23 protein-coding genes, 2 tRNA genes and 1 pseudogene are annotated in these 25,981 nt (G+C 61.1%); 18 read left to right on the top strand and 8 right to left on the bottom strand.

Annotation, left to right across the window (positions count from 1 at the left end; all coding sequences use genetic code 11):
- Both CP49_RS40405 and CP49_RS40400 read right to left on the bottom strand, forming a co-directional pair.
- Positions 1 to 725, bottom strand: a 725-nt coding sequence (locus CP49_RS40405) for an ABC transporter permease (protein ID WP_156438919.1), incomplete at its 3' end; no start/stop codon positions are given.
- On the bottom strand, positions 722 to 1,507 hold the full coding sequence (locus CP49_RS40400) for an ATP-binding cassette domain-containing protein (protein ID WP_057855649.1): 786 nt from the start codon (positions 1,505 to 1,507) through the stop codon (positions 722 to 724). The genes CP49_RS40400 and CP49_RS40405, both read right to left, overlap by 4 nt.
- A 259-nt stretch (positions 1,508 to 1,766) precedes the next feature.
- Between CP49_RS40400 and CP49_RS40395 the strand changes: the two genes are divergently transcribed.
- Together CP49_RS40395 and CP49_RS40390 are read left to right on the top strand one after the other, a co-directional pair.
- Positions 1,767 to 2,594: an ABC transporter ATP-binding protein gene (locus tag CP49_RS40395; RefSeq protein WP_057855648.1), complete on the top strand. Its 828-nt coding sequence runs from the start codon at positions 1,767 to 1,769 to the stop codon at positions 2,592 to 2,594.
- Positions 2,595 to 2,777: 183 nt separating this feature from the next.
- Entirely contained in the window at positions 2,778 to 3,566 is a 789-nt protein-coding gene (locus tag CP49_RS40390) for an ABC transporter permease (RefSeq protein ID WP_057855647.1), read from the top strand.
- A gap of 96 nt (positions 3,567 to 3,662) precedes the next feature.
- Here CP49_RS40390 and CP49_RS45640 read toward each other — a convergent pair whose 3' ends face one another.
- Entirely contained in the window at positions 3,663 to 4,142 is a 480-nt protein-coding gene (locus tag CP49_RS45640) for a hypothetical protein (RefSeq protein WP_156438918.1), read from the bottom strand.
- A 96-nt stretch (positions 4,143 to 4,238) separates the two neighbouring features.
- Positions 4,239 to 4,880 (bottom strand): cation diffusion facilitator family transporter, encoded by a 642-nt coding sequence (locus tag CP49_RS40380; protein ID WP_057855645.1) that lies wholly within the window; start codon positions 4,878 to 4,880, stop codon positions 4,239 to 4,241.
- 187 nt (positions 4,881 to 5,067) lie between these two features.
- Here CP49_RS40380 and CP49_RS45635 point away from each other — a divergent pair, with 187 nt between their 5' ends.
- The 9 genes and pseudogenes from CP49_RS45635 to CP49_RS40335 all read left to right on the top strand — a co-directional run bounded on the left by CP49_RS45635 (position 5,068) and on the right by CP49_RS40335 (position 13,404).
- The gene (locus CP49_RS45635; RefSeq protein WP_057855644.1) at positions 5,068 to 5,388 is read left to right on the top strand and encodes a hypothetical protein; all 321 of its coding nucleotides are present in this window, start codon (positions 5,068 to 5,070) and stop codon (positions 5,386 to 5,388) included.
- A 481-nt stretch (positions 5,389 to 5,869) separates the two neighbouring features.
- Complete coding sequence (locus CP49_RS40370; RefSeq protein WP_057855653.1) at positions 5,870 to 6,898, top strand: ABC transporter substrate-binding protein; 1,029 nt, start codon at positions 5,870 to 5,872, stop codon at positions 6,896 to 6,898.
- A 41-nt stretch (positions 6,899 to 6,939) separates the two neighbouring features.
- On the top strand, positions 6,940 to 7,656 hold the full coding sequence (locus CP49_RS40365; protein WP_057855643.1) for a hypothetical protein: 717 nt from the start codon (positions 6,940 to 6,942) through the stop codon (positions 7,654 to 7,656).
- A gap of 100 nt (positions 7,657 to 7,756) precedes the next feature.
- Entirely contained in the window at positions 7,757 to 9,067 is a 1,311-nt protein-coding gene (locus CP49_RS40360) for an ABC transporter substrate-binding protein (protein ID WP_057855642.1), read from the top strand.
- A gap of 82 nt (positions 9,068 to 9,149) precedes the next feature.
- Positions 9,150 to 9,917 (top strand): ABC transporter ATP-binding protein, encoded by a 768-nt coding sequence (locus CP49_RS40355; RefSeq protein WP_057855641.1) that lies wholly within the window; start codon positions 9,150 to 9,152, stop codon positions 9,915 to 9,917.
- A gap of 3 nt (positions 9,918 to 9,920) precedes the next feature.
- Positions 9,921 to 10,625, top strand: coding sequence for an ABC transporter ATP-binding protein (locus tag CP49_RS40350; RefSeq protein WP_057855640.1), 705 nt, complete (start codon positions 9,921 to 9,923; stop codon positions 10,623 to 10,625).
- Between the two features lie 12 nt (positions 10,626 to 10,637).
- Positions 10,638 to 11,519 (top strand): branched-chain amino acid ABC transporter permease, encoded by an 882-nt coding sequence (locus tag CP49_RS40345; RefSeq protein ID WP_057855639.1) that lies wholly within the window; start codon positions 10,638 to 10,640, stop codon positions 11,517 to 11,519.
- Positions 11,516 to 12,527 (top strand): annotated as a pseudogene (locus CP49_RS40340) (branched-chain amino acid ABC transporter permease). Before CP49_RS40345 ends, CP49_RS40340 begins: the two are co-directional and overlap by 4 nt.
- Entirely contained in the window at positions 12,493 to 13,404 is a 912-nt protein-coding gene (locus CP49_RS40335; protein WP_057855637.1) for a polyphosphate kinase 2 family protein, read from the top strand. Before CP49_RS40340 ends, CP49_RS40335 begins: the two are co-directional and overlap by 35 nt.
- 99 nt (positions 13,405 to 13,503) lie before the next feature.
- Here CP49_RS40335 and CP49_RS40330 read toward each other — a convergent pair whose 3' ends face one another.
- Positions 13,504 to 15,018 carry a CYTH and CHAD domain-containing protein gene (locus CP49_RS40330; protein ID WP_057855636.1) on the bottom strand — a complete coding sequence of 505 codons (1,515 nt, stop codon included), beginning with the start codon at positions 15,016 to 15,018 and terminating at the stop codon, positions 13,504 to 13,506.
- Between the two features lie 452 nt (positions 15,019 to 15,470).
- On the opposite strand from CP49_RS40330, the gene CP49_RS40325 reads away from it, so the two are divergent.
- The 6 genes from CP49_RS40325 (at position 15,471) to CP49_RS40300 (ending at position 21,358) form a co-directional block, all read left to right on the top strand.
- Positions 15,471 to 17,030 carry a 2-isopropylmalate synthase gene (locus tag CP49_RS40325; RefSeq protein WP_057855635.1) on the top strand — a complete coding sequence of 520 codons (1,560 nt, stop codon included), beginning with the start codon at positions 15,471 to 15,473 and terminating at the stop codon, positions 17,028 to 17,030.
- 291 nt (positions 17,031 to 17,321) lie between these two features.
- The gene (locus CP49_RS40320) at positions 17,322 to 18,323 is read left to right on the top strand and encodes a TRAP transporter substrate-binding protein (RefSeq protein ID WP_057855634.1); all 1,002 of its coding nucleotides are present in this window, start codon (positions 17,322 to 17,324) and stop codon (positions 18,321 to 18,323) included.
- A 156-nt stretch (positions 18,324 to 18,479) separates the two neighbouring features.
- Positions 18,480 to 19,055 (top strand): TRAP transporter small permease, encoded by a 576-nt coding sequence (locus CP49_RS40315; protein ID WP_057855633.1) that lies wholly within the window; start codon positions 18,480 to 18,482, stop codon positions 19,053 to 19,055.
- Complete coding sequence (locus CP49_RS40310) at positions 19,052 to 20,377, top strand: TRAP transporter large permease (protein ID WP_057855632.1); 1,326 nt, start codon at positions 19,052 to 19,054, stop codon at positions 20,375 to 20,377. Before CP49_RS40315 ends, CP49_RS40310 begins: the two co-directional genes overlap by 4 nt.
- Before the next feature lie 133 nt (positions 20,378 to 20,510).
- The gene (locus CP49_RS40305; protein ID WP_057855631.1) at positions 20,511 to 21,104 is read left to right on the top strand and encodes a Spy/CpxP family protein refolding chaperone; all 594 of its coding nucleotides are present in this window, start codon (positions 20,511 to 20,513) and stop codon (positions 21,102 to 21,104) included.
- 178 nt (positions 21,105 to 21,282) lie between these two features.
- A tRNA-Lys gene (locus tag CP49_RS40300) sits at positions 21,283 to 21,358 on the top strand.
- Between the two features lie 236 nt (positions 21,359 to 21,594).
- On the opposite strand, the gene CP49_RS40295 is transcribed toward CP49_RS40300, so the two are convergent.
- The 3 genes from CP49_RS40295 to CP49_RS40290 form a co-directional block, all read right to left on the bottom strand.
- Positions 21,595 to 22,638, bottom strand: a complete 1,044-nt coding sequence (locus CP49_RS40295) for a tyrosine-type recombinase/integrase (protein ID WP_057855652.1) — start codon at positions 22,636 to 22,638, stop codon at positions 21,595 to 21,597.
- Complete coding sequence (locus tag CP49_RS46575; RefSeq protein ID WP_082646481.1) at positions 22,589 to 22,867, bottom strand: hypothetical protein; 279 nt, start codon at positions 22,865 to 22,867, stop codon at positions 22,589 to 22,591. Before CP49_RS46575 ends, CP49_RS40295 begins: the two co-directional genes overlap by 50 nt.
- Positions 22,868 to 23,392: 525 nt before the next feature.
- Positions 23,393 to 24,925 (bottom strand): DUF2235 domain-containing protein, encoded by a 1,533-nt coding sequence (locus CP49_RS40290; protein WP_057855630.1) that lies wholly within the window; start codon positions 24,923 to 24,925, stop codon positions 23,393 to 23,395.
- Positions 24,926 to 25,073: 148 nt separating this feature from the next.
- On the opposite strand from CP49_RS40290, the gene CP49_RS45630 reads away from it, so the two are divergent.
- Positions 25,074 to 25,159 (top strand) — tRNA-Met (locus CP49_RS45630).
- The last annotated feature ends 822 nt before the right edge of the window (positions 25,160 to 25,981 follow it).

Here is a 25,981-nt window from a genome sequence, read left to right as displayed (position 1 = left end):
GCGACCAGCGCCGCGATGCCGGCGCCGCCGAGCGCCGCGCGCAGGCGGCTGCGGTGGCGCAAGCCGTTTTCGATCAGCGCCAGAAATTGATCGACCAGCAGCGCCAGCACCGCGGCGGCGAGGCAGCCGAACAGCACAAACACCCAGTTCTGGGTCTGCAATCCCGCGAAGATGTAGTTGCCGAGGCTGGTCTGGCCGATCGGCGTCGACAGCGTCGCGGTACCGATCACCCAGACCGCGGCGGTGCGGATGCCCGCCATCATCACCGGCAGCGCCAACGGCAGTTCCACCGTGAACAGCGATTGCCGCGGCGTCATGCCGACGCCCTGCGCCGCTTCCAGGACCGCAGGTTCGACACCCTGCAGGCCGGTGATGGTGTTGCGCAGCACCGGCAGCATCGAATAGAGCGCCAGCGCCAGCACCGCGGGCAAAAATCCGAATGCGGAAAAACTAAACCCGAACCACGACAGCGAGAGCGCCGCGAGCGCCAGCAGCAGCGGATAGAACAGCGCCAAGAGCGCCAGCCCCGGCACCGTCTGCACGATGCTGGCGAGCCCGAGCAATGCACCTCGCATCACAGGCCGATGGCGCGAGATGATGGCGAGCGGCAGGCTGACCAGAAGCCCCAGCGCCAGCGCGGTGACGCTGACGCGGACATGACTGCCGAGGTAGTCGGGCAGGTGGCCCAGCGCCTCGCCCCAGCGTGGATCGGTGAAGATGCTCATGCTGCACCGTTCCGCGGCAGCAGGGCGCCGAGCCGCTCGGCCTGCCGGCGCGGCGTGCGCAGGAGCTCGCCGACGTAAGCGTCTTCGCTTTCGGAAAGCTCTGATGGCGTGCCCTGCGCGAGCAGCCGGCCGCCCCCCATCACCGCGATCCGGTCGGCGAGCAGAATGGCTTCCGTCATGTCATGGGTAATCATGACCGTGGTCAGGCCGAGCTTGCGATGCAGCTCGCGGAAATCGTCGCCGAGCGCGTCGCGGGTGAGGGGGTCGAGTGCGCCGAACGGTTCGTCCATCAACACGATGCGCGGCTTTGCGGCGAGCGCGCGCGCCACGCCGACGCGCTGGCGCTGGCCGCCCGAGAGTTCATGCGGCAGGCGGTCGCGGTATTGCGCCCGGTCGAGCCTGACAAGGTCGAGCAGCTCGTCCACCCGCGCAGAAATCTCGGCGAGGGGCGCGCCCGTTAGCTTCGGCGTAATGCCGATATTGCCGGCGACGCTGAGATGCGGAAACAGCCCGCCGCTCTGGAAGACATAGCCGATCCGCCGCCGCAGCAGGATCGGATCGACCTCACGCACGTCCTCGCCCTCGACCGTGATCGAGCCAGAATCCGTCTCGATCAGCCGGTTGGCGAGCCGCAGCAGCGTGGTCTTGCCCGAGCCGGAGCCGCCGACGATGGCCAAAAACTCGCCCTCGGCGACCTCGAGCGAGACGTCGTCGACCGCCACGACGCGGCCATCGTCAAAGGTCTTGCCGACACGGGTATAGGCGATCAGGGGAGCGGCCATGCGATCTCGACTTTCACCCTCCCCTGGAGGGGGAGGGTCGACGCTCATGCAATGAGCGGCGGGGTGGGGTGACGGTCTCTCCTTACGAACAGTCCCCGACTGGAGAGATCACCCCACCCCGTCTCACATTTCGCTTCGCTCATGTGAGCCGACCCTCCCCCTCCAGGGGAGGGTAGACATCACCTACCACGTCGGCGGGCCGCGTTGAACTTATCCTTCTTACCCGCTAAGGCATCCCTCCAAACGCTTGGGGAGAAATATGGCAGATACCGCACAGCCGACGGCGGTCGCGCTTGGCGATGCGACAGTGGCGTTTCGTGTCGCTGGCGACCGCGTCTACACGGCCGTGGAGAAGGCCAATCTGTCCGTCGCGCATGGCGAGTTCGTCGCCATTGTCGGGCCGACGGGCTGCGGGAAGTCGACGCTGCTCAATGTCGCCGCCGGGCTTCTGAAGCCGGCGTCGGGGTCGGTGAAGATCTTCGACCAGCCGCTAGCGGGGTTGAACCGGGATGCCGGCTATCTCTTCCAGGCCGATGCGCTGTTTCCCTGGAAGACCGCGATCGACAATGTCGCCATCGGGCTCGAGATCAAGGGCGCTCCGCGCGAACAGGCGCTGCAGCGCGCGCAAGGCTGGCTCACCTCGGTGGGCCTCGGCGCGTTCGGCAACCGTTATCCGCACATGCTCTCCGGCGGACAGCGCAAGCGCGTCGGCCTTGCGCAGGTGCTGATCCGCGATCCCAAGATACTCCTGATGGACGAGCCGTTCGGCCCGCTCGATGCCCAGACCCGCCAGATCATGGGCAATCTCCTGCTCGAATTATGGAATTCCGACCGCAAGGCTGTGCTGTTCGTCACCCACGATCTCGAAGAGGCGATAGCGCTTGCCGACCGTGTCGTGATCATGTCGGCAGGTCCCTCGGCGCGCATCATCGGCGACTGGCGGGTGCCGCTGCCGCGCCCGCGCGACATCTCCGAAATCCGAATGGAGAAGGATTTTCATGAGCTGCACCGGGAAATCTGGAGCGTGCTGAAGGACGAAGTGATGAAGGGCTACGTGCAATCCACACAAGCGGCAGAGGCAAGCTGATGTCGTTTTTCCTACGTCGTCCCGGCCTAGTGCGCAATTGCGCACGGGCGCCGGGATCCATACGCCGTGTCCTATCGTTTGGGCGATAGGGTAGAGACCTTCTGCAACTATGAACATATGGGTCCCGGCGCCCCGTGCGCAATTGCGCACTAGGCAGGGACGACGTGGAGATAGGTATCGCTCATGTCTCGATTAATGCTTCTCACATGTCAGCTTCTGGTCGCCGTTGTCGCGCTGGCGTTGTGGCAGTTCCTCACCACAGTGCCGGTGTTCGGCCGCATCCTGCTGCCGCCTTTCTTCTTCTCCAACCCGATCGATGTCGGCAGCCAGATCGTAAAATGGTTTTCGAGTGGCGTGATCTGGAAGCATCTCATCATCACGCTGTGGGAATCTCTGCTGGCTTTCGTGATCGGCTCGGTCGCCGGCGTGCTGGTCGGCTTCTGGTTCGCGCGGCAGCCGCGCGTCGCCGCGGTGTTCGATCCCTATGTGAAGATGGTCAACGCGCTGCCGCGCGTGGTGCTGGCGCCGATCTTCACGCTGTGGCTGGGCCTGGGCATCTGGTCCAAGGTCGCGCTCGGCGTGACGCTGGTGTTCTTCATCGTGTTCTTCAACGTCTATCAGGGCGTCAAGGAAGTCTCGAACACCGTGCTCGACAATGGCCGCATGCTCGGCATGAACGAGCGGCAGTTGATGCGGCATGTCTATTGGCCGTCGGCGCTGTCGTGGATGTTTTCCTCGTTGCACACCTCGGTCGGTTTTGCGGTGGTCGGCGCCGTCGTCGGCGAGTATCTGGGTTCGGCCGCCGGCCTCGGCTACCTGATCCAGCAGGCCGAAGGCGTGTTCGACGTCGCCGGCGTGTTCGCCGGCATGTTCGTGCTTTCAGCGTTTGTCATCCTGATCGACATGGGCGTAACGCTGGTCGAGCGGCGGCTGTTGGTGTGGCGGCCGGCAGCGGCGGAGGGCAGGGGGTAGGGACCGAACTCGGAAAGCAACCTTCCTTATTGCGAAACCAGCGGATGCCCAGAGTGCGCCATAAGCTGTTTGACGTAGATTTGTAATGTTATAACATCACAAATACCTTTGCTCCTTCAGGCTGTGTCGACAATGACTGTTGTTTTCTTCCCAAGGTCGCCGCGCCACCAATGGAACGTCGTGCGTGCATTGAAGGAGCATGCCCGCACAGCCATCAACGCCGATGATGAGACAATAATTACCGTAAGCGAACGCGGCGATTCTGGTCGCGGCGGCGCCCGAACCATCGTGCTCATCATGCACCCGAGACGGCCAGCCGAGGCCGTCTCGATCGACAAGCCGCTTGAACAGATCACGCAGACAGACCTTGCGGATGCGCTGGCGCCGTTTGCCGCACCAACCGGCCTGCCCGAACCTCCATCGAAGCGGAATGACCATCGCGTAGCCGCGGATCGACGCTAGCCGGCGCAGACCAATTGCAGCATCAGCAAAGGACAAGCCCATGCAGATGGCTTTGAACCAGACTCCGGTGAGGGACCGGCTTAAGCAGGGATTTGAGTCGCCGCGTTTGATCATCAGTGCATTGGCGAGCTGCAGGCTGCCTTAATTTCGAGCATCCGCCAATCATCTCCCCGCTCGTGCGGAAGGCGGCGCGATTCATCTGCTACCGTCTCAATTTGAGAGTGGCGTCACGACCGGTTGATCGTGGTCGGTATGGCAGCAGATGATTTTCTCCGGCCATATCAGTTCATCGTGCGATTCAAGAACCTCCCGGCCAGTCGTGAAAATGATCCACAACGCAACGGCTCCTGCGATGATTGGATCGAAGATCGGATAACCCGTCACTAGAAGCAGTAAGCCCGCGGCCACCGGGGCAAGGGATACCCATACGTCGCCAAGATTGTGGATATACGCGAGCCGGATTGCAGCGTTGTTTTGGCTTGGCTCCAGGAGCAAGCGGGCCACGCTCCAATTGGCGGCAGCGGCAGCCAGACCCACGATCATCGGAACGACGCCCTGAACCGGCACCGGATTGAACAGACGCTCCCCGGCCTGCCACAAAAGCAGTCCGCTGACCGCAATCAGCCCGACCGAGTTAAAGAGATTTCCGGCTCTCAACAGCCGCTGCGAAGGACCTCTGGCGACCAGGAACGCTGCATACAGGCAGACCAGCGCCAACTCGTCCGACAGGTTATGCGCGCTGTCCATCAGGAGGCTCAGGCTCGATGCCTGATAGCCGGCAATACCCTCCACCACGAAGATTGCAGTGTTTATCGCCACTGCGGCGGCAACGGCTTTTTGATGATGAGCCATTCTGCATCCCCAATTCCGCGACTAGGCAAACGCGACTTGGCAATATGTACACTAGATAGGCTTCGAGGCGCCGACCATGAACTACTTCGTTCGCGCGGTCGCGATATCGTCGCCGGCGTCATCGGCCGGCGCCTCCAGCGCCGCCAGGGTTCGATCACCATCGCCCTCAGGCTAACTGCACGGGCCCGTGATCATCGCAATGATCACCGTGCGGATGGTGCAGCCGGCCGTCTACAAGATAGTCGACATGGTCACCATGCGGCACCGCTTCATGTCCGCAGTTTGGACCGTGCGTGTGGTCGCAATGGACTTGAGGAGTGCATTGCACGGGATTTGTGGCATTTACCGTGATGACATGTTCGTCCACGTGATCCTCGTGCATATGGTGGAGATGGCCGTCGTGAAGATAATCCACATGTCCGTCATGACGAACCGCGGTGTGCCCGCAATCCGGGCCATGTTTATGGGTGTGGTTGGCATGGTGTTTCTCGGTACATGTGGTCATTAGCAAATCTCCTTGCGCTTGTTTGCCATCGATACCCATCATCGCAGACAATAGTGGAATAGTTGCGGAAGCCAACGATACCTGAGGTGTTCGCACCCTGACTTCCCTGATGTAATCGCCGCTAGCCAACGTTATAACGCTCAAGTGGGAACGAAGGTTGCGAGCCGAGCACCAATCTACGGGTTCAGACATCCACGCCTTCCATATGTTGGGAGCCGCGATTTTTTACATGGATTCAGAAACCCTTTGAATCGATCGGGCCATGTCGGCGAAGGGACAGGGACGTTCCGGTGAACCCGTCTCTTGACCCGCAGTCCGCGCGGCGAAGGCGCATCATGGATCGCCGAGTACCCGCTGGATCGCTTCGTCGCTGTCGCCCCCTGCAATGACGGAGGAGGAGGCAAGCCTCACCCGCGCATCGCCTGGCGGCCTTCTCAACGTCCGCGCGCTGCTCTATGTTGCCGGCCAACGAATGGAGGAAACCATGAAGAAACTGTTCGGCCGGCTGGCCGCTTCACTGTTGGCGCTGGCGCTGACCTCGGGATTTGCCGCGGCACAAAGCAAGGTCACCGTCGCGATCGGCGGCGGCTCCTGCCTGTGCTACCTGCCCACCGTGCTCGCCAAGCAGCTCGGCGAATACGAAAAGGCGGGGCTGGCAGTCGAACTGGTCGACCTCAAGGGCGGCTCAGATGCGCTGAAGGCCGTGCTCGGCGGCAGCGCCGACGTGGTGTCGGGCTATTTCGACCACTGCGTCAATCTGGCCGCCAAGAAGCAGGAGCTGCAATCCTTCGTGATTTATGACCGCTATCCCGGCCTGGTGCTGGTCGTGTCACCCGCACACACCAACGAGATCAAATCGATCAAGGATCTGGCCGGCAAGAAGGTCGGCGTCAGCGCACCGGGCTCCTCGACCGATTTCTTCCTGAAGTATCTGTTGAAGAAGAACGGGCTCGATCCGACCAGCGCCGCGGTGATCGGCGTTGGCCTCGGTGCCACCGCCGTGGCGGCGATGCAGCAGGGACAGATCGACGCAGCGGTGATGCTCGATCCCTCCGTCACCGTTTTGCAGGGCAGCTATCCCGATTTGAAGATACTGGCCGACACCCGCAGCGAGAAGGACACGCTCGCCGTGTTCGGCGGGGAATATCCCGGCGGCGCGCTCTATACGACCACCGCATGGATCAGGTCGCACGAGAAGGAAGTGCAGGCGCTGACCAATGCGATCGTCAACACGCTCGCCTGGATTCACTCGCATTCGCCGGAAGAGATCATGGCGAAGATGCCCGACGAAATCGTCGGCAAGAACAAGGAGCTCTATCTGGCGGCGCTGAAGAATACGATCCCGATGTATTCGCTGACCGGCAAGATGGATCCCAAGGGAGCGGATGCGGTGCTCGCGGTGTTCAGCGAGAGTTCGCCGGAGATCGCCAAGGCCAATATCGACGTGACCAAGACTTACACCAACAAATATGTCGAGCAGGTCAAGAAGACCACCGGCGCGAATCCGAAGTAAGATCGGTACAGGATGGGCGTGAGATCGAGCGAAGTCGGGCGATGAGTGGTACAAGGCCGCTGGTCATTCATCGCGTCAGCGCGCTCGACCTCGTTGTCGAGGCATGGGCGTGGCCGTTTGCCGAGGCGCGGCGCGCAGAGATAACGGCGCATTTCGCAGACAAGCAGCGCGAGAAGCCCGCCATGTGGAACGGCCGCGTCCTGCTCGGGCGCAACCCGGTGTTTGCCGGCGATCGCTTCAGCGCCAGCTATTTCGAGACCGATTTCGCAAGCTTCCTGGCTTGGCGCGACTGGGGCTTTCCGGATCCGTCCGTGTTCAACGGCTTTGGCATGGGCGCGCTCCGCTGCGCCGACGGCGCCTTCGTGCTCGGCGAGATGGGCCGGCATACCTCCAATGCCGGGCGCATCTATTTTCCATCGGGGACGCCCGACCTCGACGACATCAAGGATGGCACGGTCGACATACCGGGCAGCGTCACGCGCGAACTCGAGGAAGAGACCGGCCTTGCGCCCGGTGAATACGACAGCGACCCGCATTGGCACTGTATCTGTACGGGGCCTACAGTCGCGATGATGCGCATGCTGCACCTCAGCATGCCGGGCGAGGCCTTGCGCGAGCGGATCGAGCGCAATCTCGCCTCGCAGCGCCAGCCGGAATTATCCGCGATCCATCTTGTGCGCAGTACCCGCGATCTCACCTCCGCGATGCCGCGTTTTGTCACGGCGTTCATCGAGGCACAGCTCGCTTCCGAGCCCTGACGCAGCAATACGCTTGACATCTGGTGGCGCTACCAATGTGATAGGCGACAACAAGAACAAGAAAACGCAGTGCACAAAAAATAAATCCAGGGAGGATTCCATGTCGGGGCGCAAAGCTGCACGCCTTCTCGTCGGGCTATCTGCCGCAATCGCGGTGCTGGGGATGGCGGCTACCGCCGAGGCTCAGGAAAAGAAAATCAAGATCGGCGTGATCTACGACCTCACCGGCCCGCTCGCCGGCGGCGGTTCCGAGCTGCAATATATCGGCGCCAAGATCATGCTCGACCAGTACGCCAAGACCGGCGTCGAAGGCTACAAGGTCGAAGCGGTCTACGCCGACGCGCAAAGCAAGCCTGATGTCGCGATCAACGAGGCGGTGCGGCTGATCGAGCAGGAAAAGGTCAACATGCTGCTCGGCTTCTTCTCGTCGGCGCAATGCGTGCCGGTGGCCGCACGCGTCGAGCAGCTCAAGAACTTCATGTGGATCACCACCTGCATTTCCTCGGCGGTGCTGGCCGACAAGAACTTCAAATACGTATTCCGTCCGCAGGCCTCGGGCGACCAGTTCGGCCTGATGACGATGGATTTCATCGCGCAGAACTCCAAGGCAAAGCTCGGCAAGGAGCCGAAGGATCTGCGTGTCGCCATCATCCACGAGGACGGCGCCTACGGCGTCGACGTCTCCAAGGGCAACGAGGCCGGCGCCAAGAAGGCCGGCTTCAACATCGTGCTGAAAGAGGGCTATTCCGCCACCGCGCCGGATCTGTCCTCGCTTGTCACCAAGCTGAAGCGTGCGCGGCCCGACGTGATCTTCCACACCGGATACAACCCGGACATCACCTTGTTCGGCCGCCAGGCGCGCGAGCAGGGCCTGAAATTCCAGGCACTCGTCGGCCATGGCGCGGGCTACGGCGTCTACGAGAAGCTGAAGGAAGGTTTGGGCGGCGACGTCAACTACGTCTTCAATGCCGATCCGATCTCGATCTGGCTCGCCAACCAGAAATCGATGGATCCGAAGCTGCCCGCGGTCATCAAGATGGTCGGCGAGGAGTTCGACAAGGCCAAGCCCGGCGTTGCGATCCGTTCCGCCCATGTCGGCATGGCCGCATCGAACACCTATGTCTTCCTGACCGAAGTGCTGCCGCGCGCCATCAAGAAATATGGCGGCGTCGATCCCGAAGCGCTGCGCAAGGCAGCCCTCGAAGTCGACCTTCCCGAAGGCGGCACTATGCTGGGCTTCGGCGTCAAGTTCCACGGCGAGGGCAGCCAGATGGCCGGCCAGAACGAGCGCTCGTTCCCGGTGGTCATCCAGTACATTGACGACAAGTCCTATGTGGTGTGGCCGAAGAGCCAGGCGCAACGCGAGGCCGTGTTGCCCTTGCCGAAGGGAACCACGTTCAGCAACCAGTAGGCCAGCACAGACGGGGCAAGAGCATGATCCGGCTTTCCGAAACGGATCATGCTCCAACGAAAAAGCCAGCGGAGGTTCTGCGGTGCTGACGGTAGAAGGGTTGGTGAAGCGTTTCGGCGGCTTCACCGCGGTTAACAACGTGTCGTTCCGGGTCGAACAGGGCGAGATTCTCGGCCTGATCGGCCCGAATGGCTCCGGCAAGAGCACGATCTTCAACATGCTGTCGGGCACGCTGGTGCCGACGGCCGGATCGATCCTGTTCGACGGCGCGGAGATCGCAGGCGTAGCCCCCCACCGCATCATCAACAGGGGCATCGGGCGCACCTTCCAGATCCCGCGGCCGTTTCACCGGCTCAGCATCTTCGAGAACGTGGCGCTCGCCGGATATTACGGGCAGGGCCGCCACAGCCGCGCCAAGGCGGATGAGGCGGCCGAGCGGGCGCTTCGCATGGTCGGCCTGCCGACCGACCGCCACGCCAGCGTCGACGGCCTGGGCGCGGCGGGCCTGAAGAAACTCGAACTCGCCAAGGCACTCGCCACTGGGCCGAAACTTCTGCTCGCCGACGAAAGCCTCGGCGGCCTCGACGAGCACGAGATGGATCAGGCCGCCGATATGCTGCGCAAGATCCGCGACGAACTCGGCATCACCATCATCTGGGTCGAGCACATCATGGGCGTGTTGATGCGGGTGGTCGATCGCGTGATGGTGCTCGATCACGGCGAGAAGATTTCGGAAGGCCTGCCGAGCGCGGTCGCCGGCGACCCAAGAGTGATCGAGGTCTATCTCGGTACGGACGCGGATTCGAGCCAGATTGCGGCCGCGGAAGCGCGTCGCAAGGCAGGGGTCTAGCGCATGCTCGAATTGAAATCGATCGACGCAGGCTACGGCAGCTTTCAGGCGCTGTTCGGGATCAACCTCGAGGTCAAGGCGGGGGAGGCGGTCGGCGTGATCGGCCCCAACGGCGCAGGAAAAACGACGCTGATGCGCGTGATCTCAGGGCTCATCCGGCCGACGAGGGGCGCGATCGCGATGGAAGCCCACGACGTGCTGGCGACGCCGGCGCATCGCATCGTTGATCTCGGCATCGCGCACGTGCCGGAAAACCGCCGGCTGTTCCCGCGGCTCACCGTCGACGACAATCTGAAGATGGGCGCCTACATGCCGGGCGCGCGCGCCAAATATGCCGAGCGGCTGGAATTCGTATTCGACCTGTTTCCGCGCATGAAGGAACGGCGCAGCCAGATGGCCGGCACCCTGTCCGGCGGCGAGCAGCAGATGTGCGCCATCGGCCGCGCGCTGATGTCGGACCCGAAATTGTTGCTGCTCGACGAGCCGTCGGCCGGTCTTGCGCCGGTCGTGGTCCAGCAGGTGTTCGAACTGGTCAAACGCATCCGCGCCAGCGGGCTCACGGTGTTGATCGTCGAGCAGAACGTGCAGCAGGTGCTGAAAGTGGTCGACCGCGCCTATCTGCTCGAGGCCGGCACCATCCGCGCGTCCGGCACGTCGGAAGAGATGATGTCGACCGATACCATCAAGCAGGCTTATTTGGGCGTCTAAGGCAGGTCACGCATGCAGGCATTCCTCGACACCTTCGACATCTTTCTGCTGGAAGCCATCGTCAACGGCATCCTGCTCGGCGGCGTGCTGGCGCTGCTCGCGCTCGGGCTCAATTTGATTTTCGGCGTTATCGACGTCACCTGGATCTGCTACGCCGAGCTGGTCATGATCGGCATGTACGGCATGTACTACATGGTCCAGGTGTTCGGCCTGCCGTATTGGGTCGCGGCGCCGTTCGCGATCCTGCTGGTGGCGGCGCTTGGGGCTGCGCTGCACTACATCGTCATCGCGCCGCTTCTGACCGCGCCGCCGATCAACCAGTTGCTCGCGACCGGCGGCGTGCTGTTCATCCTGCAGAGTTTTGCCACTGTTGCCTTTGGCATCGATTTCCGCAATCTCGGCATCCGCCTGCCGGTGCTGGCGATCGGCGAGATGCATTTCAGCTATTCGCGGCTGCTTGCCTTCGCCGCCGCCTTGATCGGCATGCTGGCGATCTACTTCTTCATGAAGCGCACCTATACCGGCACGGCGATCCGCGCTGTCGCGCAGGACCGCCAGATCATGTCGCTGATGGGGGTCGATACCAAGCGCATCTATCTCATCACCTCCGCGCTTGGCGGCGCGCTCGCCGGCCTCGCCGCCTGTCTTCTGGTGCTGCAATACGACGTGCACCCCTTCGTCGGGCTGTCGTTCGGGCCGATCACCTTCCTGATCTGCGTGCTCGGGGGCCTGGGGAATTTCGTAGGCGGCTTCATCGCGGCGTTCGTGTTCGCCCAGATCATTTCGCTGGGCGGCCTGTACTCCGATCTCGAATGGGGTTACGTGCTAGCGTTCGCCTTCTTCATCGTCATGATGTTCATCCGGCCCGCGGGCCTTTTTGCGAGGCGCTCGTGAATTCCCGCTACATCGCCTGGGCCGTCGGACTCGCAGCGCTGGTCGCGCTGCCCTTTGTCTATCGCGAGCCGTATCACCTGCACATTCTCGTGCTGATCCTGATCTGGTCGTTCGCCTATACGGCATGGTCGATCATGGGCCGCTTCGGCCTGGTGTCGCTCGGCCATGGCGGCTTCATGGGCGTCGGCGCCTATGTCACCGCACTGTTGTGGAACCATCTCGATGTGTCGCCGTGGATCGGCATTCCCATCAGCATGGCGGCGGCGGGGGTGCTGGCGCTGGTCGTCGCCTATCCCTGTTTTCGCTTCCGCATCACCGGGCATTATTTCGTGCTGGTAACGCTGGCGCTGTCCGGCATCGTGCTGCAGGTCATCACCGCAACGCGTGACTACACCGGCGGCTCGCTTGGCTACACGCCGGACCGCGCCCGCAGCGGAAGCGGCCTGATGGCGCTGCAGTTCGACGACAAGACGACCTGGTACCTGATCGCGCTGTTCGTCTGGGTCGTGGGCCTTCTGATCTGGCGCTGGGTCGACCGCAGCATGAGCCGCTACGCCATGGAGGCGATCTCGGAGGACGAGGATGCAGCCGCTGCGGCCGGCGTCAACGTCACGGCCGAAAAGCTCAAGATCACGTTGATTTCGGCGCTGATGACCGCGCTCGCCGGCGCGCTCTATTGCCAGTACCAGATGTTCATCTCGCCCGACACCGTCAGCGGCATCGCGGTGTCGCTGCAGATGGTGTTCGCCGTCATCGTTGGCGGCCTCTATGTCTCGCTCGGCCCGACGGTCGGCGCCGTCATCACCATCATGCTCGCCGAAGTGCTGCGCATCGGGTTCGGAACCAAGGCGGTCGGCTGGGACAACCTCGTCTACGGCGTGCTGCTGGTCATCTTCATCATATTCCTTCCCAAGGGCATTCTTGGTAGCGTTCTCGACAGATTGAAAACGCAACCCAAGCCCTCCGGGACGAAATGAGCAAGAAATCCTCGCAATCGCTGGCGGATGAATTGAAGCCTTATGTCGCTCCGTTCCGCTACGACGGGTCAGGCGAGTTTCACCTGAAGTCGCACAGGACCAACGAGAAGGGCGGCCTCGACAAGGAAAGGGCGACGGGGATCATCGAGGCCAATCGCGAGCGTTTGTCCGATTTCCAGGAAAAACTCTACGCCCAGGACCGCTGGTCGCTGCTGCTGATCTTCCAGGGCATGGATGCCGCCGGCAAGGACAGTGCGATCAAGAGCGTGTTCGAGGGCGTCAACCCGCAGGGCTGCGAAGTCACGTCGTTCAAGCAGCCGTCCACGAAAGAACTCGATCACGATTTCCTGTGGCGCAGCATGATCGCGCTGCCGGAGCGCGGCCGGATCGGCATCTTCAACCGCTCTTATTACGAGGAATGCCTGGTGGTGCGGGTGCACCCGGAGATCCTCGCCAAGCAGAAAATACCCCCGCAACTCGTGACCAAGGACATCTGGAAGGAGCGGTTCGAGGACATCTCCGCGATGGAGCGCTACCTCGCGCGCAACGGCACCGCGATCCTGAAATTCTTCCTCAACGTCTCCAGGGAGGAACAGCGCGAGCGCTTCCTCGAGCGGCTGGAGGATCCGGCCAAGAACTGGAAATTCTCGCTCGCCGACATCGGCGAGCGCAATCTGTGGGCGAAATACCAGGCCGCCTGCCAGGACATGATCCGCCACACCTCGACGCAGGCGGCCCCTTGGATCGTGGTCCCTGCCGACCACAAATGGTTCGCCCGCGTGGTGATCGGCTCGACGATCGTCGCAGCGCTGGACAGCCTCGACCTCCACTTCCCGAAAGTCGACAAAGCCGACCGCAGCGAGTTCAAACAGGTCCGCGAGGCGCTGCTGGCGGAGGGCAAGAAGTAGGATGGGTAGAGCGAAGCGAAACCCATCATTCATTCCAAGTGGCGCAAATAGATGGGTTTCGCTCCGCTCTACCCATCCTACGTGCTGATGACGACAGCATTAGCCAAGTGCGGAAAGATGGCGAAGCGCGCGCAGTTCCTTTGCGGCCGCTTTCATGAGCGGCTTGGCCTGCTCATCCTCGCGTCCGACGATAATGCCTGAAACAAAGGCGCGGGCGCGCCTGTTTTGAGGTGGGGCCTGGAGCGCGGCCTCTGCCGCCATCTTTCGGTCCGCAATGAAGTCGTTGAGCGAGCCCAGAGCATCCTGAATCTTCTTCGCATGTTTCGATAGACGTGCGAGCGCCTTTCGCTCGCCTTTGCTGCGGAATAGGCTTTCGAAGAACTCGGCTGCGTACCTGATCTTCTTCATCCTGATCCGGAGCTTGTGCCGCTCGGGAGCCGTCATCTCTTGCAGCTTCCCTGCGTCCTTGTGTGCCTTCCTGATGCGCCGATCCAGCAGCTTCGCGGCGAATTCGTCGAGCTCGCTGTTGGCGACGTCTGCCCGGCCATGCTGCGCCTCTATCCACTCGAGCACGTCGATGAGCAGCGCACGGCATCGCGGCGAATCGACGGCCTTCCTGGCCCGCTCGAGCGCCTCGGCGCGTTTATCGGCAAACTCTCTCGCGATGGCTTTGCCGCCCCGCCGCGGTGTTATTTCGCGAGCGACAGGGCCAATCTTCTCCTCCAGGAAGACGTGGAGTTCGCGCGCGTGGGCAAGCTCGCTTGTCAGCCACCTCAGTTCTGTCTTGATCTCTTCGGTTTTCGCAGCCGCCAATGCTTGTGAGAATAGCGAGATGGCCGCACGCAGGCGGCGCAGGCCTACGCGCATCTGATGTACGCCTTCCGGATCAAGGTTACGGACGGCATCTGCGTTTCCGGAAAAGTGGCGAAGGGTGGAGCGGGCGATGGCTCGGAAACCCTCGATGACGCTCATCCGCTTCTCAAGCTCGATCGGCTCTGCAAAAACAGCTTGAGCGCTCTTGCCATTGATGAGTTCGTAGCCCCGGTCTGCCTTCCCTTTCAAACAAAGCTCGGCCGCCAGCTTCCGCTCCAGCGCCTTCGCGACGCGAAACAGATCCGCTGCAGGTCCGCGTTTCAGTTCGAGTTCAACCTCCTCGATGCGGCTGGCGCGCCCGGCCGCGACGACCTTGCCGTGATCAATGGCAAGTTCCAGTTCGCTCCGTCTGGTGCGGACCGGCATGGTGATGCGATGTACCGAGGTCTTGAAGATCGGCTTCAACTTGCGCCGCAGCTTGTTCGAGGCCAACCGCTGCAGGGGGGTGCCATTCGCCTCGCCAAGATCGGGAGTGCGTCCTCCTATTTCGGTTTCCCACTCGCCGCGGCCGAACTGCGCGCCGGACGTCTGCTTGATTGTTTGTATGTGCTTGCCGTCCGTTTGCCTGACCCGGAGCAGAAGTCCACGCCGCTTCAATTTTTGTTTCCGCGTGTCGAAATAGGTCGACAGCAGATCGCTCTCGGAGCGCTCGCCGATCTTGCAGCCGGGCACCGTCAATCTGGGAGAGGGCCCGAGATTTCGCTTCGGCAGGCGGAACTTGATTTCATTCTCAACGCCCATTTTGATGCTCACGTGAAGCTGTAGATTGGTAACGCAGGAAGAGGTTGCCGGGTGCCGGGCCGCTCCTAACCGATTTCGTCCGCCCGTTAGGTCACCTGTCCTGAACCTCTTTTGGCATTGCGGCGACCCATAATTTTCGTCTAGAAGGGGCCCGGAACGCGCTCTCCGGCAACGAACCGTCAATGGTTTTGGCCGAGAATTTTGGCGTCCCAAAGGGTCTGGCAATGCTGATTCGCAGCGAAAAACACGGAGTTCGGGGTGGAGCGGCCAAGGCTGCCCCTGCGATTCCGGCTGCGACCGCGCCCACCCTCCTTCTTGGCGGGCTTCTGCTTCTTATCGGCCCCTGAGGGCCGTCTGGGCGGTTTGCGCCTGGGCACTCAGGGGTTCGCGCGAGATCACCAGACCCTTCAGCGCCACTTGAACCGGCGCAAGACCCAAAAGGAATTCTTCAGATGACTATCGCCAACAAGTCCGAGAAGGACCGCGTAATCGTATTCGACACCACCCTGCGTGACGGCGAGCAATGCCCGGGTGCGACCATGACGTTCGAGGAAAAGCTCGAGATTGCCGAGATGCTCGACGACATGGGCGTCGACGTCATCGAGGCCGGTTTCCCGATCACCTCGGAAGGCGACTTCCAGGCGGTCAGCGAAATCGCCCGCCGCTCCAAGAACGCCGTCATCGCGGGCCTGTCCCGCGCGCACCCCAAGGACATCGACCGCTGCGCCGAAGCGGTGAAATTTGCAAAACGCGGCCGCGTCCACACCGTGATCGCGACTTCTCCGCTGCACATGCGCGTCAAGCTGAACATGACGCCGGAGCAGGTGGTCGAGCTTTCGATCGCCAACGTTAGCCGCGCGCGCAACCAGATCGACGACGTTGAATGGTCGGCCGAGGACGGCACCCGCAGCGAAATGGACTTTCTCTGCCGCATCGTCGAGGCCGTCATCAAGGCCGGCGCCACCACCGTGAATATCCCGGACACGGTCGGCTACACCGTGCCGGAGGAATACACGAACTTCATGCGCACGCTGATCGAGCGGGTGCCGAATTCCGACAAGGCGGTTTTCTCGGTGCATTGCCATAACGACCTCGGCATGGCAGTGGCGAATTCGCTGGCCGGCATCGCCGGCGGCGCGCGGCAGATCGAATGCACCGTCAACGGCATCGGCGAGCGGGCAGGCAATGCCGCACTGGAAGAAGTCGTGATGGCGATCAACATCCGCAATGACGTGTTTCCGTGGTGGAACAAGATTGACACCACCATGCTGACGCGGGCCTCGAAACTGGTTTCGGCGGCCACCTCGTTCCCGGTGCAGTACAACAAGGCTATCGTTGGCCGTAACGCGTTCGCGCATGAAAGCGGCATCCATCAGGACGGCGTGCTGAAGGACGCATCGACCTACGAGATCATGCGCCCCGAAATGGTCGGCCTGAAGAAGTCGTCGCTGGTGCTCGGCAAGCATTCGGGTCGCCATGCCTTCGTGCACAAGCTGGAGGAGATGGGTTACAAGCTCGGCGACAACCAGCTCGAAGACGCCTTCGTGCGGATGAAGGCGCTGGCCGATCGCAAGAAGGACATCTATGACGAGGACATCGAGGCGCTGGTCGATCAGGAGATCGCAGCCTCGCATGACCGCATCAAGCTGGTCTCGCTGACGGTGATCGCCGGCACCCACGGTCCGCAGCGCGCGACCATGAAGCTCGACGTCGAAGGCCAGACGAAAATCGAGGAAGCCGAAGGCAACGGCCCGGTCGATGCGGTCTTCAACTGCATCAAGGCGCTGGTGCCGCACGAGGCCAAGCTGGAGCTCTATCAGGTCCACGCCGTCACCGAAGGCACCGACGCGCAGGCCGAGGTATCGGTGCGGCTCGCCCATGAAGGCCGCTCGATGACGTCGAAGGGAGCCGATCCGGATACGCTGGTCGCTTCCGCAAAGGCCTATCTCGGCGCGCTGAACAAGATCGTCATGAAGCGCCAGCGCGACATGCCGGCGCAAGCGGCGGGCTGAGACGTCTCGCTCATCGACGGACTAACGAAACGCGGCGCTGCAAGGCGCCGCGTTTTTGCATTGGACACGCGATGTAATCCACCGATCGTTGCCAAGGCGGCGGACATTGCGAGCCAACGGGTCCAAAACCGGCTCGGAGGAAGGCCGAATTTTGCAGCGCAGCAAAGCCGGCCGCGAGAACCCCTGCTAACGGGCAATGGCAATTGGGCTCGCTTGTCTGTATTGGTCAACTGGCATGCAAGCATCGGAGCCGCTTACGCGTGCGCCGGAAGGAATAAAAAGGGAGGACATATGCGCAAGCTGATTTTGGCCGCGGCATCGATCGCGGTACTGGCTCTGGTCGGACCGGCCACGGCGCAATCGCCGATCGTGATCAAGTTCAGCCATGTGGTGGCGACCAATACGCCAAAGGGTCTGGCGGCCGAGAAGTTCAAGGAGCTGGCCGAGAAATACACCGCCGGCAAGGTCAAGGTCGAAGTCTATCCGAACTCGCAGCTCTACAAGGATAAGGAAGAGCTGGAAGCGCTGCAGCTCGGCGCGGTGCAGATGCTGGCGCCGTCGAACGCCAAGTTCGGCCCGATCGGCGTCAAGGAGTTCGAGGTGTTCGATCTTCCTTATCTCCTTCCCGATCTTAACACGTTGCGTAAGGTCACCGAGGGACCGCTTGGCACCAAGCTGTTGAAGCTGCTGGATGCCAAGGGCATGACCGGGCTCGCCTATTGGGACAACGGCTTCAAGATGATGAGCGCCAACAAGAAGCTGGTGGCGCCGGCGGACTACAAGGGTCTGAAGTTCCGCATTCAGTCATCCAAGGTGCTGGAAGCGCAATTCCGGACACTGGGTGCGATCCCGCAGGTGATGGCGTTCTCCGAAGTCTATCAGGCGCTGCAGACCGGCGTCGTGGACGGCCAGGAGAACACCTGGTCGAACATCTACACCCAGAAAATGCATGAGGTGCAGAAGTACATCACCGTCACGAACCATGGCTACATCGGCTACATCGTGGTGGTGAACAAGAAATTCTGGGATGGCATTCCGGCGGATATTCGCACCGAGCTGGACAAGGCCATGAAGGAGGCCACCGCCTACGGCAACGGCCAGTCGGCGAAGGAAAACGACGACGCGTTGGCCGAAATCAAGAAGACCGGCAAGAGCGAAATCGTGTCGCTGACGCCGGAGCAGGACTCAGCGATGCGCAAGGCGCTCGAACCGGTTTACCAGGACGTGGCCAAGCGAGTCGGTCAGCCCCTGATCGACGAATTCCTCAAGGAGACGAGGGGCGCGACGAACTAGAATGGTGTTTAAGGGCTTCCGTGCGTCGGCGCGGAAGCCCTTGTCCTTTCCGAAATATGCTATGAATGAGTGGGGACTGCGGCCCGTAGTAGATGCCGCGGAAATGGCACAGGATCAGGCTGGGACAAAAGCGGCCGATCTTTCAGGGGGAAGTTGATGCTGCTTCGCATCCTCGATCGGCTTGAGGAGATATTGATCGCAACGCTGATGGGGCTCGCGACCTTCATCATCTTTCTGGCGGTGATGCACCGCTATCTTATCGGCATTCCGTTGCTGTATCCGATCCTGTTTCCGATCCACCTGTCCTGGGCGCAGGAACTCTGCATCTACATGTTCGTGTGGGTCGCCAAGTTCGGCGCCGCCTATGGCGTCCGCACCGGCATCCATGTCGGCGTCGACGTTGTCGTGAACCAGCTCAAATCGCCCTGGCGCAATGCGGTGGTGCTGTTCGGGCTGTTCTGCGGCGCGTTTTTCACCGCCGTTATCGGAACGATGGGCGCGACGTTCGTCTGGGGCCTGATGCACACCGACCAGGTCTCGCCCGATCTCGAGATACCGAGTTGGTTCGTCTATCTCTGCATCCCGCTGGGCTCGTACCTGATGTGCTTCCGATTCCTGCAGGTCGCGTACGGCTATTGGCGTACCGGCGAATTGCCGCATCATGATCACGCCCATGTCGAGGGGGTTGAGGTCGAAGCGCCCGGCGCCGGTGTCGCGGAGGTGACGCGATGACCAGCGTATTCATCTTCGGACTGCTGATCGCGCTGATGCTGACGGGCATGCCGATCTCGATCGCGCTCGGCATGACGGTTCTGACCTTCATCTACACCATGACGAACGTGCCGACCGAGTCGGTGGCGCTGAAGCTGTTCACCGGCATCGACAATTTCGAGATCATGGCGATCCCGTTCTTCATCCTCGCCGGAAACTTCCTGACCCATGGCGGCGTCGCGCGTCGTATGATCAATTTCGCGACCACCATGGTCGGGCACTGGTATGGCGGCCTCGGGCTTGCCGGCGTGATGGCTTGCGCGCTGTTTGCCGCGGTGTCCGGTTCGTCGCCGGCGACCGTGATCGCGATCGGCGCCATCATGTTGCCGGCGATGGTGAAGCAGGGATTCCCGAAGCGCTTCGGGGCCGGCGTCATCACCACCTCGGGCGCGCTCGGCATCCTGATCCCGCCCTCGATCGTGATGGTAATCTATTGCGTGGCGACGGGCGGCAGCATTGCGCTCGATCCGGCCGGGCATCGCGTGTCATCGGCATCCGTCGGCCAGATGTTCATGGCCGGCGTCATCCCGGGCATCATGCTGGCGACCCTGCTGGGCGTTACGACCTTCTATCGCGCGTATAAGAACGACTATCCGCGGCTGCCGAAAGCGAGCTGGACCGAGCGCTTCACCGCGTTCCGCAAGTGCATGTGGGGATTGCTGCTGATCCTGATCGTGCTCGGCGGCATCTATGCCGGCATGTTCACGCCGACGGAAGCAGCCGCGATCAGCGCGGTCTACGCCTTCGTCATCGCGGTCTTCGTCTATCGCGACATGTCGCTGCGGGACGTGCCGAAAGTGCTGCTCGGCTCCGCCAATATGAGCGCGATGATCCTCTACATCATCACCAACGCGGTGCTGTTCTCGTTCCTGATGGCGAATGAAAACATTCCCCAGCAGATCGCGGCATGGATCACCTCGGTCGGCGTCGACTGGATCATCTTCCTCCTGATCGTGAACTTGTTGCTGCTGATCGCCGGCAATGTGATGGAGCCGTCCTCGATCGTGCTGATCATGGCGCCGATCCTGTTTCCGGTGGCGGTCAAGCTCGGCATCCATCCGGTGCATCTCGGCATCCTGATGGTGGTCAACATGGAAGTCGGCATGTGCCATCCGCCGGTCGGGCTCAACCTGTATGTGGCGTCCGGCATCGCCAAGATGGGCATCACGGAGCTGACGATCGCGGTATGGCCGTGGCTTTTGACCATGCTGATCTTCCTCGGCATCGTCACCTATGTGCCGGAGCTTTCGCTGTGGCTGCCGCGTGCGCTCGGCATGCTGTAGCCATCAGCGCATTGCGCTGGATCAAACGACGCCGGATTACATCTTGGTAAGGGAAGCATCCCTTGCCAATCATTAAGTTGAACGCCGGCTGGCGCAGGCTCATCCTCAGGCAACCTTTTCAGAGGAGGTTCGCATGAGGAAGTTCGCCATCGCCGCGGTCGCGGTTCTTGCCATCGCCGGTTCGACCGCCGTCTACGCCCAGCACCGTCATTGGGGCTACGGCCATATGCGGATGAACCCGGAGGACCGGGCTGCCTATGCCGACGCGCGGATCGCGGCCGTCCACGCCGGCCTCAAGCTGACGGCGGAGCAGGAAAAGCTCTGGCCGCCGGTCGAGGCCGCGGTACGGGAATTTGCCAAGCTCAGAATCGATCGCGCCAACGCGCGGATGAACGCGCCGAGGGATGATTCCAGCCAGCAGAAGCCCGACGATCCGGTATCGCGCCTGCGCGAGCGGGCCGAGAATATGGCCGCGACGGCGGCGGCGATGAAGAAGATCGCCGACGTCGCCGACCCGCTCTACAAGACGCTCGATGACGGCCAGAAGCGGCGGCTTGCCGTTCTGACCCATATGGACCGGCGGTTCGGGGGCAGGGAAGGCTGGCACCATCACCGGTTCGAGCGCGAAATGGGCAGGGACCGCGACTTTGACCGGCATCACGGCTACGGCCGCGACCGTTATGACCGGGATGGTGGCCCGGACCGGGGCGGCCCCGAACGGCTCTGACGCGCCCCCAACCGGGGCCCGATCCGGACACTGGCAGAAGCCGCTGAAATCCAGCGGCTTTTGCCGTTCGGGCTGTCCGCCAAAGCCCGGGAAAACTTAGCCTCGCTTGCTGGACATCCCCGGGTCGCTTTGCTAAACGACGCCCTCTCGCGAAGGCTTTTCCGGACCTCACGCATCCGGGCGCATAGCTCAGTTGGTAGAGCAGCTGACTCTTAATCAGCGGGTCCCAGGTTCGAGCCCTGGTGCGCCCACCAAGCCTCGCAGGGACTTAGCAGCAATGCGTATCAGAACGGGCCTTTCGGTTTGACGTCCGGTTTGAGAAATTTGTTCGTCATCCGTACGCCTGTTTAAGGAGTGGCGGGATGGCTGCGCGTTACCACAGCGGCCAGTTCGTTCCCCGGCGGCGTGGAGCATTCTCACACGCAGAAGCCTTGGCGACAGAGGACGCCTTCACCTGGAATCGATCCACATCCCAATCTCATTTCTGTTCCTACCCGTAAACTTCGCTCAGCTTCTTGATCGCTGACTCCGCGAGCTCGAGGCGGCCACCCAGGTAGTGCGCGTCCAGAATCTCCTGTACCGTCTTCATCGAATGGCCGGTGATGGAGGCGATCTCCGGCACGGAGCAGTTCGACAGGGCGAGGCGCGTAACGGCAGTGCCGCGCAGATCGTGGAAGTGCAGGTCCTTCAGCGAGGTTTTCCTGAACGCCTTGTCCCAGCTCGTCCTGAAACCGTCCTCCGTCCACGGCCGGCCGAACGAGTTGACCAAAATGGTCACGGCCGAGCGCTTCTCCTTCAGCGCAGCATCAAGCGCCGCCTTCAGCGGCGGTCCCACCGGGATTGTTACACGGCGCCGGGCCTTACGGCCGCGCCCCTTCGACTGACGCATCCGGATGTATGTACCATCGTAGTCCTTCCAGGTCAGCCGCAGCAGGTCTCCCTGGCGCTGGCCTGTCCATACCGCGAGCAGGAGAGCGGCCTGCAGCTCGACGGACGCGACACCGCAGAAGGCGCGGATATCGTCTGCAGTCCACACTATCTCCGAGCGATCAGATTCATAAAGCCGGCCACCGCGCTCGCAGACGTTCACCGCGATCTTGCCACGGTCCTTCGCAACCGACAGCACGCGCGCAATTGTGGTCCAGATGTAGTCCGCCTTGCGCGGCGTATCGGAAAATGAATCACGAAACTCTTTAAAGTCACCCCGCACACGCTTGTCTTCGAGAGCCCCGATTGGCAACGAACCGAACTTGGCCTCGATGAGTTTGAGGTAGCCGTCATAGGCGCGCTTACTCTTCTCACCGAGGTCCTTGTACTCGCTGCAGTCCTTGAAGTAGTCGATGAGCGAACTGAACGTCTCGGCGCTCTTCTTCTTGTAGGACGCAACAGCTTCATTGTAGAGGCGCATGAACTCGGGCGTGCCAGGCTCCGCGTCGATGCGTGGGCCGCCCTTCCAAGCGTACCAATAGGTTTTCGACGTTCCGTCAGCGAGTTTTTTGATTGACCAGTTGATTCCCTTCAGCCGCACTCGCATTTTGGGATGCCTTCCACGCGTCGTATGGTGATAGCCGCGGTTGCATTGTAGGCTGGAGACCGGATAGCCGGTCAAGGGCAGCATCGATGGCTTTTCTATCCCACTTGTGCGTTCCGGGGATCGGGCCCGGCATGATTCCGCGTCGAATCCAGTCGTTGAACGCCGACAACGTTTCGCAACCGGCATAGGCCGCGGCCTGTTCTTTCGACATGCCACGGGGCTCGATCATTCAGCACTCCCACCGCCGCCACTTTGAATGGTGTCCAGTTTCGGCGGCATAGTAGTTGATCAAGGCCGAGAAAAGAGTAGTGGGCTCGCCGTCGCGCATTCGGTTAGTTTGGAGTGGATATCGGACAGGTCCATGCGCGCGAACCATTTCAGAATTGCTTATGACATCTCGCGGAACTGAGTTGTATCTGGTGCGGTGATCCAAAGCCGCGTTCGGCGTTTCGCCCGTTTCACTTGTGTCCCAGCGGGACTCGAACCTGCAACCAGTTCGTTATGAGCGGCGGAATATCGATCGGCCCTGTTGATTTTGCAGTGGTTTTGTTTGAATTCGATCGCGTTTGTTGCTCTTCGATGAGGCCGTTTCTGGTGCGAAACTGGTGCGGTGACGCCTCGGTCTGGACCCGAACTTAGAGAGGGCGTTTGTGGCGACTGACGTCTGTCACTTGTAGCGGACCTTCAGCCTGATGACCTAAGGCCATAGGTTGAGATCCTATCGGCGTAGACGCTCTTCATTCCGGGCTCCCCGTCACAAACGGCCCGGATAGCCGGCTTTTTCCCACTTCGCCTCGATATTGTCGGCGACGCACTTTGGATTCTGAGCAGGCTTGGGTAGAGCTGCATTCGAACCAAAATATTGTTTGAAGTCGACATGCCTTCCCAGATTTGAGGGGCGATACTGCGCAATTCGGTTGAACAACAGGACCGGATCGCCTGCGAATCGCTGGTAGACAGACTTGTGCATCGTTGCAGCCGACTCATGCGTCTTATCGTCTTCCGGCAACAGCCGGAGGCCCTTCCTCAGCCAGCCCCCGGCCTGTTCGTCGTGCTGCAGGCCGCTGGGATCGGGCCATAGCTTCAGGACACTGCTGTCGTGTTTCAGGCCATCGGGGATGATGGACGAAGCGGCGAGCATCCAGCTCAGGGCGACGTCCGAAAGGCGGGCTTCGTTTTCGAGGTAGCCGCCGCCGATATCCGCGTGAACTCCGGGAAACCAGACCTGTTCGAAGTAAAGGTTCTTGTCCTCGTCGCGCTTCATCAGCTTCTCGGCGGTCGGCCTCCAGCCCACACGCGCGAAGTCGGCGCGGTTTTCGTCGATGGAGATTGCATGCTTCGCGTAGCCGACATTCACGTTAAGGGTCGTGTCATAGAATTGATGCTTCGGCCGCGTGAGATGCAGCGTCATGAGACGTCTGAAAAAGCCATAGCCGGGCAGGGACGGCGCAATCTTCAAATAATTCCTCAGGTAGATGAGCAGCGCAACGATAACACTCAAATAGCCCAGATCGCGCGTAACCTTGCCGGCCCACGGATAGGCGGCTTCGAGCCAAGCCCCGATGAAATGCAGCCCGAATGGAATCGCGAGCACAGCCGCGATAAGAATCGGCGCCAGCCACTTATTCCCTAATGCGGCCACAGTGTCGAAGACGCCGATAAAATAAGGAAACACGTTTGCCTGCTCGACTCCGTCCTTGACGGCTGAGCATCCGTGTTCGGTCCTGAATTTTTTGGCGATCGCATCGCGCGTCCGCAACATGAACTGGAGATAGCGGCCCGCCCTCGTCCGGTCATAGGATGAGCAGAACTGATACACGTCCTTCACCGCGTGTTCTGCAAGTTTGCGCGATCCCTCAAGGTCAAGACGTAGGGGAGCACCACCCGGCAACTGCCGCGCGATTCCGCAATAGGAGATCACACCCGCAAGCGAGCGAACCGTGTAAGCGCCGCGGCTGAAGCCGATCAGGAAAATACGATCGCCGGGTTCATACAATCGTATTATCGCAGCGTAACAGTCTATGATGTTTGCGGTGATGCCGAGGCCGGTAGCCATGCTCGCGACGTTGTAGAACGTACGCAGCCAGCCGACCTTGAAGTGACCGCCGTCCGCTGCCGAACCGAGACCGGGGTCGTAGAATGCGACCTGCTCGGAAGGATCAATCCGGGTGTCGGGGCCTACGCGGCAGGCGCGGTACAGCTTGTAGACGTTGGTTCGCGCCTCGTCGAAATTGATGCCGCCCGCTTGGCCTGTGCCATCGGAAAAGATGACGATGCTCTTCGGCATTTGACCTGTCCCGCCCAAAAGTTGCACAAGAAAGGACTATTATCATAGATTGTATGGCCGATTCTCAAAGACCCCGGTGTTTAAAGAACGTCGTTTGTCTGCGGGATGTGGATGGTCGTGGCATAGAAATCGGACCGGTGATGCAAACCGCCAGATGATCGTGACAAACACTACCGGCAAATCGTCAAGCTCATAACCTGAAGGTCATAGGTTCAAATCCTATCCCCGCAACCAAGTTCTAAGCCCTTGAGAACGCATCGTTTTCGAGGGCTTTTTGCTGCTCCCAATTTGGTTGGAAATTTTGCTCGTGGAGGCGCCGTGGAAGCGGCAGAAGGAAAGTCGTAGCGTAAAATCGGCGAGGGTGAACGGGGCGCGATGACTCAATTGTGATCGCAGGTCGATGGCGACCGCCGCACTTACGTCGGATCACGGCTCGCTGGCCGTCACCATTTTGCTGCGCCGGCCACGCTGCCTCACCGTTGAACTACGAATCTGGGGGTCAGGAGTTCGAATCTCTTCGGGCGCGCCATTCAAATCAAGCACTTACAAAAGATTACCGTTTGAGAACGTGACGTTAAAACGGTTTTTCAAACGGTGTTTGTGGAGGCCGGCGTACGTCTAATCTCCGCAATGTGATTGACAGGGCCGAGCCGGCAAAGCGGCTCGACGAGCGCCTTTTTATTATTCGGGAACTGAGTCCCCACGCGCCGAACGAGCGTACCGCCAGTTCGAATCCCACTCTCTCCGCCATATAGGCCGAAAAGTTCTTATTTTTCAGCACTTTCTGAAGCTGACTGTCTGACGGCCCATATCCGAGCCCATACTTTCGACTAGACGGGCAACGACCTTTTTGTCGCGCCTCGGGCTAAATTCCGCTTCAAACAGGTCACGACTATCGAACGCAGCCTTCTACCAGGACGGATAACCGCTCCCTTGCTTGTCATTGCCTCCTCTGCGTCAAGCCAATCTGATGGGAGACATCACGAATGAATGCAGCTTTGTCGTTAGTCTCGGCCAATCGCCTCAGATATTTGCCGACCTCATCCCACTGCTCGA

This window comes from Bradyrhizobium valentinum (genome assembly GCF_001440405.1).
Lineage (GTDB): Bacteria > Pseudomonadota > Alphaproteobacteria > Rhizobiales > Xanthobacteraceae > Bradyrhizobium > Bradyrhizobium valentinum.
The sequence above is the reverse complement of the archived record's forward strand: the minus strand, read 5'-3'. Positions and strand labels throughout refer to the sequence as shown.

Coding starts and splice junctions, on each gene's coding strand:
- CP49_RS40335 (WP_057855637.1), top strand. CDS start 12,493: ATGAGCAAGAAATCCTCGCAATCGCTGGCGGATGAATTGAAGCCTTAT.
- CP49_RS40330 (WP_057855636.1), bottom strand. CDS start 15,018: ATGGGCGTTGAGAATGAAATCAAGTTCCGCCTGCCGAAGCGAAATCTC.
- CP49_RS40310 (WP_057855632.1), top strand. CDS start 19,052: ATGACCAGCGTATTCATCTTCGGACTGCTGATCGCGCTGATGCTGACG.
- CP49_RS40290 (WP_057855630.1), bottom strand. CDS start 24,925: ATGCCGAAGAGCATCGTCATCTTTTCCGATGGCACAGGCCAAGCGGGC.
- CP49_RS40350 (WP_057855640.1), top strand. CDS start 9,921: ATGCTCGAATTGAAATCGATCGACGCAGGCTACGGCAGCTTTCAGGCG.
- CP49_RS40370 (WP_057855653.1), top strand. CDS start 5,870: ATGAAGAAACTGTTCGGCCGGCTGGCCGCTTCACTGTTGGCGCTGGCG.
- CP49_RS40320 (WP_057855634.1), top strand. CDS start 17,322: ATGCGCAAGCTGATTTTGGCCGCGGCATCGATCGCGGTACTGGCTCTG.
- CP49_RS40380 (WP_057855645.1), bottom strand. CDS start 4,880: ATGGCTCATCATCAAAAAGCCGTTGCCGCCGCAGTGGCGATAAACACT.
- CP49_RS45640 (WP_156438918.1), bottom strand. CDS start 4,142: ATGATCAAACGCGGCGACTCAAATCCCTGCTTAAGCCGGTCCCTCACC.
- CP49_RS40325 (WP_057855635.1), top strand. CDS start 15,471: ATGACTATCGCCAACAAGTCCGAGAAGGACCGCGTAATCGTATTCGAC.
- CP49_RS40345 (WP_057855639.1), top strand. CDS start 10,638: ATGCAGGCATTCCTCGACACCTTCGACATCTTTCTGCTGGAAGCCATC.
- CP49_RS40365 (WP_057855643.1), top strand. CDS start 6,940: ATGAGTGGTACAAGGCCGCTGGTCATTCATCGCGTCAGCGCGCTCGAC.
- CP49_RS40395 (WP_057855648.1), top strand. CDS start 1,767: ATGGCAGATACCGCACAGCCGACGGCGGTCGCGCTTGGCGATGCGACA.
- CP49_RS46575 (WP_082646481.1), bottom strand. CDS start 22,867: ATGATCGAGCCCCGTGGCATGTCGAAAGAACAGGCCGCGGCCTATGCC.
- CP49_RS40315 (WP_057855633.1), top strand. CDS start 18,480: ATGCTGCTTCGCATCCTCGATCGGCTTGAGGAGATATTGATCGCAACG.
- CP49_RS40305 (WP_057855631.1), top strand. CDS start 20,511: ATGAGGAAGTTCGCCATCGCCGCGGTCGCGGTTCTTGCCATCGCCGGT.
- CP49_RS40390 (WP_057855647.1), top strand. CDS start 2,778: ATGTCTCGATTAATGCTTCTCACATGTCAGCTTCTGGTCGCCGTTGTC.
- CP49_RS40400 (WP_057855649.1), bottom strand. CDS start 1,507: ATGGCCGCTCCCCTGATCGCCTATACCCGTGTCGGCAAGACCTTTGAC.
- CP49_RS40295 (WP_057855652.1), bottom strand. CDS start 22,638: ATGCGAGTGCGGCTGAAGGGAATCAACTGGTCAATCAAAAAACTCGCT.
- CP49_RS40360 (WP_057855642.1), top strand. CDS start 7,757: ATGTCGGGGCGCAAAGCTGCACGCCTTCTCGTCGGGCTATCTGCCGCA.